Raw genomic sequence first — 12,619 nt, 5'->3', positions numbered from 1 at the left:
TCACCGGCGCACGGCCGCGCCTGCGTGGACGTACGACCAGGGCCGGCCGAGCCTGGGGCCAAGGAAGTAGCGCTGCTCGAGCGCGGTGATCTCGAACCCGGCGGATCGCACGAGGCCCGGGATGTCGCGCGTGAGGTGGCAGCCGCCAGCGACCGCCTTCTGGACCGGCTCCATGCGCCTCTGCCACCGCATGACGCCCGGCTCCGGCGCGAGCCCGTGCTCGAGGAAGTGGAAGGTGCCGCCGGGCCGCAGCACGCGCCGGACCTCATGCAACGCCCGCTCCACGTCGGGGATCGTGCACAGCGTGAACGTCGACAACGCTGCGTCGAACGCGTTGTCGGGCTCGTCGAGCGACTGGCCGTCGAGACCTGACCGCGTGATCGGCGTACGGGCGGCGGCCCGGCGACCGGCCGACATGCCCCAGGCCACGTCTGAGGGCTCGACTGCCGCGAGGGACTCGACGGCATCGGGATACTTCTCGATGTTGAGCCCCGACCCGAAGCCGAGCTCGACGACCTGCCCGGCGAGGTCGGCGCACACCCGCTCCCGAGCCTTCATCACCTCGCCTGTCGACAGTGACTTGTCGACGAGATGGGGCAGGATCCGATCCGTCCAGAGAGCCATGCCTGATCGTACGTCTCAGGTTCTGGGACCGCGGCGGGCGTGATCTGAGCGGCAGTCAGGCGGGCCGCGCCACCGGATTCGAGAAAGTCCGGACGCGACCCTTGTCAGGCCGGTGTGACCTGCCTTACATTCATCGAACCGGTTCGTCGAACCGGTTCGATCAGCGAAAGGGTGTAGCGGGTGGCCACCATCGGAGACGTCGCGAAAGCCGCTGGCGTGTCGCGCAGCACGGTCTCCTACGCGCTGTCCGGCAAGCGCACGATCTCGCTCGACACCCGGCGCCGGATCGACGATGCGATCAAGTCGTTGAACTTCACTCCGAACGCCGGGGCCCGGGCGCTCAAGACCTCCCAGACCATGGTGCTCGGCCTGCTGCTGCAGTTCCACGAGGACGAGTTCGCGCCCGCGATGCTGCAGTACCTGCTCCCGATCACCGAGTCGGCCCGCTCTCTCGGCTACGACATCTTGATGATGACCGAAGCGGATGGCGCTGCCGCGCTGACCCGCGTGGCCCAGTCCGGGATGGTCGACGGCCTGATCCTGCTCGACGTCGCCCACGACGATCCTCGCCTCGCCTCGCTGCGCGCCGCCCGGCAGCCCGGCGTGCTGGTCGGCCTCCCCGGCGACACCGACGGGCTCGACGTCTTCGACCTCGACTTCCCGGACGCCGCACGCACCCTCGTCGACCACCTGCACGAGCTCGGTCACGAGGAGATCTGCCTGATCACGCCTCCGCGGCACGTCTACGAGCGCGGCGGCTCGTACGCCTGGCGGTTCCGCGACGCCGCGATGGAGCAGGCCACCAAGCACGGGGTGAAGTTCTCCGCCCACTACGGCGAGTCCCGGCAGCCGGCGATCGACCAGAGCCTCAACCGCATCCTCGACGCCTCGCCGAACGCCACCGCGCTGATCGTCCACAACGACGCCTCGGTCGCGGTGCTGCCCGCCGTGCTGCACAGCCGGGGCGTGAGCGTCCCCGACGACCTCTCGGTGGTCAGCCTCTACTCCAAGGACTTTGCCCGGAGCTTCTCCCTGCCCTACACGGCGGTCGAGTCCTCTCCGGACAAGCTGGGCCGACTGGCGGTGGAGCGCCTGACGCACCGCATCCAGAACCCCGGCACGACGGACCCCTCGGAAGTCCGTTTCATCGCCGCTGAGCTCGTGGACCGAGGCAGCACCCGCTGAGAACACCCCCACCCTCCGCCGCTTTTCGACGCCCGTTGTCGAATCGGTTCGACACAACGAAAGGTTTCACTCATGACCCACTCTCGACTTCGGCCGCTCGGCCTGGCCCTCGCCGGCCTGGCCCTCGCCGGGACCGTCGCCGGCTGCTCCAACGGCAGTGACTCCGGCGGCTCTGGCGGATCCAGCGCCAAGCAGTACACGTTCTGGGACCCGTACCCGCAGTTCGACAACTCCTCCGACTGGGTCAAGCTGGTCAAGTCGTGTGGCGAGGACGCCGGTGTGTCGATCAAGCGCACGGGATACGACACGTCGGACCTCACGAACAAGGCGCTCCTCGCCGGCCAGCAAGGCGCATCGCCCGACATCCTCGTGATCGACAACCCCGTGATCTCGACCCTCGCCGACGCAGGCGTCCTGGCCTCGGCCGACGACCTCAAGCTCGACACCGCGCCGTTCGCCAAGAACATCGCGGCCGCCGGCGTGCTCGACGACAAGGCGTACGGCGTGCCGATCGGTGCCAACACGCTCGCGCTCTACTACAACGCGGACCTGCTCAAGAAGGCCGGCGTCGATCCCACCTCGATCAAGGACTGGGACTCGCTCAACGCAGCGCTCGCCAAGATCAAGGACGAGGGCTCGAAGGGCATCACGTTCTCGGGGATCGGCACCGAAGAGGGCTCGTTCCAGTTCCTGCCGTGGTTCTGGGGCGCCGGCGCCAACCTCAAGGACCTGTCCTCCCCCGAGGCGGTCTCGGCCGTCAAGCTGTGGGACGACTGGCTGTCCAAGGGCTACGCGCCCAACTCGGTCATCAACAACACCCAGACGACCGCGTGGCAGGAGTTCGAGACCGGCAAGTTCGGCTTCGTCGAGAACGGCACCTGGCAGATGGGCAACGCCGAGAAGCTGGGCTTCACGTACGGCATCATCTCGATCCCCGCGAAGGACGGTGGCGGCGCGCCCGTGCCGACCGGCGGTGAGTTCGTCGCCGCGCCGGTGCAGAAGGACAGCGCCCGGTACGCCAAGACGACCAAGATCATCGACTGCCTCACCAGCCCGGCGAACCTGCTGAAGACCGACGCGACGCTGTCCTACATCGCGCCGATCGCCAGCGCCCAGCAGGAGCAGGCGACCAAGGACCCGAAGCTCGCGCCGTGGGTCACGGCTGTCGGCGACGCCAAGGGCCGCACGAGCGACAACCTCGGCACGAACTACCCGATCATCTCCGAGCAGATGTGGGGTGCGTTCCAGAACGCCATGAGCGGCTCGGACTCCCCGCAGTCGGCGATGGAGACGGCCCAGAAGGCCGCCGCAGCCAAGGTCAAGTAGCCCGCACACCACCGGACTGGAGCTTCACCATGAGCAACACCAGAACGGCGCCGCTGGCGCCCCGCGTCGAGACCCAGGTCTCGGCGCGGGGGCGCCGTCCCCGCCCTCGCCTTCCCCGCCTGGTCGCCTGGGCCTATCTCGTCCCGGTCGTCGTCTACCTGATCGCGTTCTACGCGTATCCCCTGTACCGCAACCTCGAGCTCAGCCTGCGCGACTACACCGTGAGGTCGTTCGTCTCCGGCGACGCCCCGTTCATCGGGCTCGACAACTTCCGCGAGGTGTTCGCCGATCCCACGTTCGGCCCGGCGGTGATCCACACCGCGATCTTCACGATCGTCTCGATCGCCTTCCAGTACGGCATCGGGCTCGCGCTCGCGGTGTTCTTCAACAACAACTTCCGGCTCTCGTCGACCCTGCGCGCACTGTTCCTGGTGCCGTGGCTGCTGCCGATGATCGTCTCGGCATCGACCTGGTCGTGGATGCTCAACAGCGACTCGGGCGTCGTCAACACCGCGCTCAACGCGTTCGGGCTGCCGGACATCAACTGGCTGACGTCGCCGACCTGGTCACTCGTCGCGGTGATCATCGCCAACGTCTGGATCGGCATCCCGTTCAACCTGGTCATCTTGTACAGCGGCCTGCAGAACATCCCCGACAACCTCTTCGAGGCGGCCTCGCTCGACGGCGCGAGCGGCTGGCAGACGTTCCGGCACGTCACGTTGCCACTGCTCAAGCCGGTCTCGGCGATCACCCTGCTGCTGGGCTTCGTCTACACGCTCAAGGTCTTCGACATCATCTGGATCATGACGCGGGGCGGGCCCGGCACCTCCTCGACGACGCTGTCCACCTGGTCGTACCAGCTCGGCTTCGGATCACTGCTCCCCCACTTCGGGCCCGGGGCGGCGGTCGGCAACCTCCTGATCGTCGTGGCGCTGGCGTTCGGCCTGCTCTACATCCGCTTCCAACGGGTCGAGGCCGACCGATGAACGCCACGAGGAGCACCTCCAGGACCGTCATCGGGATCGTGCTGACCGCACTGATGCTGTTCCCGGTCTACTGGATGGTCAACGTCTCGCTCATGCGCACCGGCGACATGCGCCGCGACCCGCCCTACCTCTTCCCGCTGCACCCGACGTTCAGCGGCTACCGCGCCGTGCTCAGGGACCAGCTGCCCTACCTCGGCACGAGCCTGGCCATCGGCATCGGCACGGTCGCCCTGACCCTCGCGGTGTCGGCGCCGGCGGCGTACTCGCTGGCCAAGCTGCGCCCGACCGGCGGCAAGTCCCTCACGTTCATCCTGCTGATGGCCCAGATGATCCCCGGGATCATCATGGCGATGGGGTTCTACTCCATCTTCCTGAACGTCGGGATCATCAACACCTGGTGGGGCCTGATCATCGCCGACTCGACGCTCGCGGTGCCGTTCGGCGTGCTGATCTTCACGGCGTTCATGTCCGGCATCCCCGACGAGCTGATGCAGGCGGCCAAGCTCGACGGTGCCGGCAGCTGGCGCACGTTCACGTCGATCGTGCTGCCCGTGAGCCGCAACCCCGTCGTGACGGTCTCGCTGTTCGCGTTCCTGTGGGGCTGGTCGGACTTCATCTTCGCCAGCACGCTCAACAGCGGCGGCTCGATGCAGCCCATCACCCTCGGCATCTACAAGTACATCGGCAACAACAACCAGGAGTGGAACTCGATCATGGCGACCGCCGTCGTCGCCTCGATCCCCGCTGCCTTCCTGCTCGTCGTCGCCCAGCGCTACGTCGCGGCCGGCGTCACCGCCGGCGCCGTCAAGGACTGACCCAACCCGCATTCCCCAAGGAGCTCCACCCGTATGAACATGTTCCGCACCGCCGGATCCGCCCTCGAGGTCCAGCACCGTCACGAACGTCTGCGCATCGAGGCGTGGGGGCAGGACTCCGTCCGCGTCCGCGCGGCGCAGTTCTCGATCCCCACGAGCTCGGTCGGCGCCCTCGACGACGTGCCCGAGGGCACGCAGGACCCGGTCATCAAGATCGAGGGCGACCTCGCCCAGCTGATCCACGGCGAGGTGACGGTCGAGGTCACGTTCGCGAGGGAGCAGGCATACCCCGAGCCCCTCGTCCGGTTCCTGCGGACCAGCACCGGCGAGGAGCTGCTGGCCGAGAGCCGCGAGCACTTCTGGATGCCCGGCGCACGGGTGTTCCAGGGCAACCGCGCCGGAGCGTACGAGATCCACCAGCAGTTTCAGGCATATCCGGGCGAGCGCCTCTACGGCATGGGCCAACGCACCCACGGGCGGCTCGACCTCAAGGGGCTGTCACTCGACCTCGTCCAGCGCAACGCCGAGGTCAACATCCCGTTCGTGCTGTCCAGCCGCGGCTACGGCCTGCTGTGGAACATGCCGGGCATCGGGCGCGCGGAGTTCAACGACGACGTCACCCGTTGGACCGCCACGCAGGCGCGCGGCCTCGACTACTGGTTCACCGCGGCACCGACGCCAGCCGACATCCTCGGCAGGTACGCCGACGCGACCGGGCACGTCCCCGACCTGCCCGGCTGGGCGAGCGGTTTCTGGCAGAGCAAGCTGCGCTACCTCGACCAGGACGAGCTGATGGGCGTCGCCCGCGAGCACCGCCGGCGCGAGCTGCCGATGTCGGTCATCGTGACGGACTACTTCCACTGGTCGGCGATGGGCGACTACCGCTTCGACGAGGCCGAGTGGCCCGACCCCCGGGCCATGGTCGACGAGCTGGCCGGCATGGGCATCGAGCTGATGGTGTCGATCTGGCCGACGGTCTCGCCACTGTCGGAGAACTTCGCCGACTATCGCGACGGTGGACTGCTCGTGGGGTCCGACCAGGGCGTCGAGTTCCACCAGACGATCCAGGACAAGGGCATGACCACTCCCCTGCCGTTGGCGTTCTACGACCCCACGAACCCGGAGACCAGGGCGTACGTCTGGGGCCTGGTCAAGCAGAACTACCTCGACCTCGGCATCCGCGTCTTCTGGCTCGACGCGTGCGAGCCCGAGCTCAACCCGGCGCACCCGGCCAACCTCGTCCTGTTCGCCGGGCCCGGCGCCGAGGTCGCCAACATCTATCCACGGGACAACGCCAGGATGTTCGCCGAAGGGATGGCCTCGGCCGGGCAGGAGCCCACGGTCCTGCTGTGTCGCTCGGCGTGGGCCGGCTCGCAGCGATACGGCGCGGCGGTGTGGTCCGGCGACATCCCGGCCACGTGGCTCTCGCTGACCCAACAGGTGCGCGCCGGGCTCAACATCGCGATCTCCGGCATCCCGTGGTGGACGACCGACATCGGCGGGTTCCACGGCGGCGACGCGAGCGACCCGGCGTACCAGGAGCTCATGGTCCGCTGGTTCCAGTTCGGCGTGTTCTGCCCGCTGTTCCGCCTGCACGGCGACCGCGACCCGCGTACGCCCACCAGCTACGCCCAGACCGGCGGGCCCAACGAGGTCTGGGCCTTCGGCGACGAGGCGTACGGGATCATCTCGGACGTCCTGCGGCTGCGCGAGCGCCTGCGGCCCTACATCCACGACCACATGGCGATCGCCTCGGCGACCGGCTTGCCGCCCATGCGACCCCTGTTCGTCGACCACCCCGACGACCCGCAGGCGTGGGGCGTCGAGGACGAGTTCATGTTCGGCGACTCGATCCTCGTCGCGCCGGTGACGGAGCCGGGTGCGACGTCACGCGAGGTCTACCTGCCCGCGGGCCACCGCTGGGTCGATGTCCGTACGCGCGAGGTGCTCGACGGCGGGTCGACGCACGTCGCCGACGCGCCGCTCAGCTCGATCCCGGTCTTCGTCGTCGACGGCTCGGCCGTGCTGGAGAGCATGTGACGACACCACTGCGTCCGCTCGAGCCGCACGAGCTGACGATCGACGGTGGCTTCTGGGGCGACTACCAGGAGCTCAACCAGCGCGCGATCATCCAGCACTGCCTGCACTGGGTGGAGCGGATCGGCTGGGCCGGCAACTTCGACGCGGTCGCGCGAGGGGGCCCGTACGCCCACGCCGGCGTCGAGTTCGTCGACTCCGAGGTCTACAAGCTGCTCGAGGCCATGGCCTGGGAGCTGCGTCGGGCGCCGGAGCCCGGCCTGTCGACGCAGTACAAGGACCTCGTCGCGCGGGTCGCCGCGGCCCAGGACGACGACGGCTATCTCCACACGGCGTTCGGGCATCCCGGCCAGCGAGCCCGCTACTCCGACCTCGAGTGGGGGCACGAGCTCTACTGCTTCGGTCACCTGTTCCAGGCCGCTGCGGCCGCGCTCCGTGCCGGGATCGAGAGCGACCTGCCGCGGGTCGCGCTCACGCTGGCCGACCACGTCCACGCGGAGTTCGGGCCGGCCGGCCGCAACGCCGTGTGCGGGCACCCGGAGATCGAGCTGGCCCTGGTCGAGCTGCACCGGGCGCTGGCTTCGACCGGCTCGACCCCCTCGACCGGCTCGACGGGCTCGACCGGCGAGCTGCTCGAGCTGGCCCGCTGCTTCGTCGACCGGCGCGGCCACGGCACGCTCGGCGAGATCGAGTTCGGCGCGGCGTACTTCCAGGACGACGTCCCGGTCCGTGACGCCGACACCCTGCGGGGTCACGCCGTACGAGCGCTCTACCTCGCGGCCGGCGCCGTGGACGTGGCGGTCGAGGATGACGACGAGCAGCTGCTCGAGGCGGTCAGTCGCCAGTGGGAGCACACCGTGGCCCGCCGGACGTACCTGACCGGCGGCATGGGTGCGCACCACCAGGACGAGGCGTTCGGCGAGGACTTCGAGCTGCCGCCCGACCGCGCGTACGCCGAGACGTGTGCCGGCATCGCATCGGTCATGCTCAGCTGGCGCCTCCTCCTCGCGACCGGTGATCCCCGGCATGCCGACCTGATCGAGCGCACCCTCTACAACAACGTCATCAGCTCGCCGCGCGCCGACGGCAAGGCGTTCTTCTACGTCAACACGCTCCACCAGCGGGTCGCCGGGACCGTGCCGGACGAGGACCGTCACAGCGCCCGGGCCCTTGCGAGCCTGCGAGCGCCGTGGTTCGAGGTGTCCTGCTGCCCCACCAACGTGGCCCGGACACTCGCGAACGTCGGCCTCTACTTCGCCAGCACGTCGGACCATGCGCTGCACCTCCACCAGTACGGCGACATGACGATCGAGGCGCAGCTCGCCGGCGGCGCGGAGGTCGCCGTGCAGGTGCGCACCGGATATCCGTACGAGCCGTCGGTGTCCGTGACGCTGCTGCGCGACCTCGACGCCGGCACCTCGGTGAGCCTGCGGATACCGGCCTGGGCGCGCGGCACCGCCGTGCTGTCGGACGGGCTCGAGCAGGTCGAGGTCACCGGTGACGCCGTCGTCATCAAGGGCCCTCGACCCGCCGGCAGCCCGTACGTCCTCCAGCTGCCGATGCCGCCCCGTGTCACCCATCCCGATCCACGCATCGACGCAGTCCGGGGCCAGGTCGCGCTCGAGCGCGGACCCTTCGTCCTCGCCGTCGAGGACGTCGACCTGCCCGACGGGGTCACGGTCAACGACATCGCGGTCGACCCGGCGGGCGTCGTTGCCGCCGAGGGTGGCGGCGCCACCGTGCCGGTGCAGCTCACCAAGGTGACCGTGCCCGACGGCGAGCTCCCGTACGGCGACGAGCTCCCGGTCGACCGGGCACCGCTCGACGATCCCTCGGTCGCGACGTTCCGGCCGTACCACCAGTGGGCCAATCGAGGGCCCTCCACCATGCGGGTCTGGACACCGGCCCACGCCGGCGACCAGGAGCCGGACAGTTTTCAACGGTTGACAACAGGAATGGAGTAACCATGAAACATCTCAATCGGGGGGCACGGGGAATCGCGGTGACCGCCGCAGGCGCGCTCGCCGCCATGACCCTGGGCTCGGCACCGGCTCACGCCACGCTGGCGTCGGCCGAACCGGATCCGGCGCATCTCCTCGCCCACTACGACTTCGACGGCGACCCGGCCACCACCGGGACGGTCGTCGACCGCAGCGGTCACAGCCACGACGCCACGGTCGTCAACAAGGCGACCGCGTCGGCCGTACCGGGTGCCGAGGCCGGCGACTCGGCCCTCGACCTGCCGGGTGGTTCGCAGAGCTCGACCGGCGCGTACGTCGACCTGCCCAAGAACCTGCTGGACGGCGCCACCGACCTCACGGTCTCCGCCCGCGTGAAGTGGGACGGCTCCGGCGGCTCGTGGCAGCGCATCTTCGACATCGGCCAGGACACCAGCCACTACCTGTTCGCCGCGCCGACCAACGGCGACGGCAACCTGCGTGCCGCCGTCAAGGCCGCGCCGCCGGGCGACGAGTCCTACACGACCGGCTATGCCGCGCTGCCCTCTGACGCATGGAAGACCGTGACGGTCACCCTCGACACGGCCAAGCACCGCATCTCGCTCTACCTCGACGGCGCGTACGTCGACCAGGCGGCGACCGACGTCACGGCGGCACAGCTGCTCAACAGCTCCGCGACGCGTGGCGGCTACATCGGCAAGTCGCAGTTCGGCGCCGATCCGCTGTTCAGCGGTGCCGTCGACGACTTCCAGGTCTACGACACGTCGCTGCCGGCCGACCAGGTCGCACAGCTCGTCGACACCCCGCCGACCCTGACCAAGCTGGCCGACACGTCGTTCGACGTCCGCACCAACATCGGCGAGGCGCCGAGCCTGCCGGCCAACATCCGTGCGACGTACAGCGACGGGTTCGACCGCAACGTGCCGACCACGTGGGACGACGTCGACCCGGCGAAGTACGCGGCCCTGGGCACGTTCACGGTGCACGGCAGCGCGGGCGGCCAGGACATCACGGCCGAGGTCACCGTCACCAAGCCCAACCAGCTCACGGTCGACCTCAGCAAGAACACCGGCGCGTTCCACGGCGGCGCCTCCGGCACCCTCTACGGCGTGTACGGCGCGGGCGTGCCCACCAGCAACCTGCTCGAGGGCATGCGCCTGCGCACGGTCGCGACCAAGGCGCAGGACGGCCAGCAGCACCCGGGCGCGGACGCGCTCGACGTCGTGAAGCCCCTCGCCGACAGCTCCGGCGGCGACACCTACATCTACATGACCGACATCTATCGCGGGTTCCCGTACCAGTGGCCCGGCGACACCCCTGAGGCCAAGCTGGACGACTTCAAGGCCAAGATCGCCACCCAGGTCGACCAGGTACTGACGCTGCCCAAGGCGTACCAGAAGCACGTGGTGTTCGTGCCGTTCAACGAGCCCGAGGGCAACATGTTCGGCACCGGCGACTGGAGCTACGACAAGGTCAGCTGGCTCGACGACCCCACGGACTACTTCAAGGCCTGGGACGACGTGTACGCCCTGATCAAGGGCAAGATGCCCGACGCCAGGATCGCGGGCCCCAACACGAGCGTGCTCTACACGCAGATCCAGGGCTACCTCAAGCACGTCGTCGCGGCCAAGACCGTCCCGGACGTCATGACGTGGCACGAGCTCAGCAATCCCGCGAGCATCCGCAGCAACGTCGCGAAGTACCGCACCTGGGAGGCCGCCGCGTTCGACGGCACGGCGTACGCCGGCAAGAAGCTGCCGATCAACATCGACGAGTACGCCTTCAACTACCACACGTCGGTGCCCGGTCAGATGATTCAGTGGGTCTCGGCGATCGAGGACTCCAAGGTCGATGCCGACATCGCGTACTGGAACATCGACGGCAACCTCAGCGACTCCGCCGTCCAGGCCAATCGCGGCAACGGCCAGTGGTGGCTGCTCAACGCCTACGGCAACATGACGGGCCACACGGTCGCCGTGAACCCGCCGCGACCCAACGCCAACTACACGCTGCAGGGCGTCGCGACGTACGACCCGGCGAAGAGCCAGGCCCGGGCGATCCTCGGCGGCGCGTCGGGCAAGAGCGCGGTCGAGTTCGACCACGTCGACGCCAAGAAGTTCGGCAACAAGGCGCACGTCCTGGTCCAGGAGATCCCATGGACCGGACAGCTGGGTGACTCGCCACAGCCGGCGACCGTCGCCGAGTACGACGCGTCCGTCAAGGGCGGCACGGTCGCGCTCGACTTCGGCGAGGGCAAGCTGCCCGCGCTCAAGGAGTCGTCGGCCTACCAGGTCATCCTGACGCCGGGCAAGGACACCACCTCACCGTCCAAGGCGCCGAAGCTCTGGCAGAAGACGTACGAGGCCGAGGACGCGACGTACACCGGAGGGGGCTACAGCAAGAACGGTCCCGAGGGCTCGCCGAACGACGTGAGCAAGTTCTACACCTCCGGCGGGTACGACATCGGCGGCCTGCGGACGGGCTCCGACGGCGTGCTCAGCTTCAAGGTCTCGGTGCCGAAGGCCGGCACGTACGACCTCAGCGTCTTCGCCGACTCGCTCAACACGTACGACCTGGTCGCCGAGCAAGGACCGACCAACGTGTTCCTCAATGTCGACGGCGCGGCCGAGCAGGAGATGTTCCTCCCGCTGGGCTACAAGTGGAGCGTCTGGGACCACAGCGACACCACGGTGAAGCTGACCGCAGGCGACCATGTGATCTCGCTGGCGGCCAAGAGCCTCGACGGCAGCAAGTCGACCAAGGGCGACGCGATCATCGACAAGATGGACCTCTCGCTGGCCAACCCGGCGGCGAGGACGTCGGTCTACCAAGCTGAGAACGCCGTGCTCAAGGGCGCCAAGCCGGTCTACAACCGCACGCACGTCTCGGGTTCGGGCGTGGTGCCGCTGGGCAAGCAGGGCTCCGCGACGTTCTGGGTCTACTCGGCCAAGGACGGCGAGTCGACCCTCAGCCTCAAGGCTGCCGGACACGGCTCGGCCCGGTGGAGCGTCAACGGCAAGACGCTTGCCACGGTGACCGGGCCGGTCCCGGCGGCCAAGGTGTTCCTGCGCGGCGGGATCAACAAGATCGTCGTCACGGGGCACGAAGGATCGCTCGCGGTCGACAGCCTGGGCGTACGTCCGTCGAAGGGCACGCTGCCGACGACGTCGTACGAGGCCGAAGCGGCGACCATCGCCGGCACGGCCAAGGCCGACACGTTCTCGCTCGCGAGCGGCGGCAAGGCCGTGACCGGGATCGGCGGTGCTCCCGGCAACGGGAACACCCTGACGTTCAAGGTCACGGCTGCCAAGGCCGGCGTCGACATGGTCACGGTGCGCTACTCCAACCCGGAGCAGTCCCCCGCGACCCACTACAACCCCGACCCGCTCGCCCGGCACGCCGACGTGAAGGTCAACGGCGGCACGCTGCAGCGGGTGTGGTTCCCGCACAGCTTCCACCAGAACAATTTCTGGGAGCTGTCGTTCCCGGTGACGTTGGTCAAGGGGAAGAACACGATCCGGTTCTCGTCCGAGGAGCTGCCGAACTTCGACGGCAAGACGTACGCGTCGGATCTCTACGAAGAGCCGTTGCGCTCGAAGTTCGCACCGAACATCGACCGCATCCGCGTCACGCCGCTCGACGACAAGGCGTCCTTGACGTCGCGGCGCTGACACCGAGCTGGGGCCGG

General features: G+C 68.8%; 8 protein-coding genes. 7 read left to right on the top strand and 1 reads right to left on the bottom strand.

Translation table 11 applies throughout. The features are described from left to right. On the bottom strand, positions 1-624 hold the full coding sequence (locus ASC61_RS12610) for a class I SAM-dependent methyltransferase (RefSeq protein WP_056212415.1): 624 nt from the start codon (positions 622-624) through the stop codon (positions 1-3). A 180-nt stretch (positions 625-804) separates the two neighbouring features. On the opposite strand from ASC61_RS12610, the gene ASC61_RS12605 reads away from it, so the two are divergent. The 7 genes from ASC61_RS12605 (at position 805) to ASC61_RS12575 (ending at position 12,602) form a co-directional block, all read left to right on the top strand. Next, positions 805-1,809: a LacI family DNA-binding transcriptional regulator gene (locus tag ASC61_RS12605; protein ID WP_056212414.1), complete on the top strand. Its 1,005-nt coding sequence runs from the start codon at positions 805-807 to the stop codon at positions 1,807-1,809. Positions 1,810-1,881: 72 nt separating this feature from the next. Continuing rightward, a complete protein-coding gene (locus ASC61_RS12600) occupies positions 1,882-3,135 on the top strand; it encodes a sugar ABC transporter substrate-binding protein (protein WP_056212412.1) in 1,254 nt (417 codons plus the stop codon). A gap of 29 nt (positions 3,136-3,164) precedes the next feature. Beyond that, positions 3,165-4,121 carry a carbohydrate ABC transporter permease gene (locus ASC61_RS12595; protein WP_056212411.1) on the top strand — a complete coding sequence of 319 codons (957 nt, stop codon included), beginning with the start codon at positions 3,165-3,167 and terminating at the stop codon, positions 4,119-4,121. Continuing rightward, complete coding sequence (locus ASC61_RS12590; RefSeq protein ID WP_056212409.1) at positions 4,118-4,936, top strand: carbohydrate ABC transporter permease; 819 nt, start codon at positions 4,118-4,120, stop codon at positions 4,934-4,936. Before ASC61_RS12595 ends, ASC61_RS12590 begins: the two co-directional genes overlap by 4 nt. 33 nt (positions 4,937-4,969) lie before the next feature. Beyond that, positions 4,970-6,976, top strand: coding sequence for a glycoside hydrolase family 31 protein (locus ASC61_RS12585; protein WP_056212407.1), 2,007 nt, complete (start codon positions 4,970-4,972; stop codon positions 6,974-6,976). Further along, entirely contained in the window at positions 6,973-8,937 is a 1,965-nt protein-coding gene (locus tag ASC61_RS12580; RefSeq protein WP_056212405.1) for a glycoside hydrolase family 127 protein, read from the top strand. Before ASC61_RS12585 ends, ASC61_RS12580 begins: the two co-directional genes overlap by 4 nt. 2 nt (positions 8,938-8,939) lie before the next feature. After that, entirely contained in the window at positions 8,940-12,602 is a 3,663-nt protein-coding gene (locus ASC61_RS12575) for a LamG-like jellyroll fold domain-containing protein (protein WP_056212404.1), read from the top strand. Positions 12,603-12,619: the final 17 nt, after the last annotated feature.

The organism is Aeromicrobium sp. Root344, from assembly GCF_001425755.1.
Lineage (GTDB): Bacteria > Actinomycetota > Actinomycetes > Propionibacteriales > Nocardioidaceae > Aeromicrobium.
Note: the sequence above shows the minus strand (reverse complement) of the source record. Positions and strands in the feature narration are given on the sequence as shown.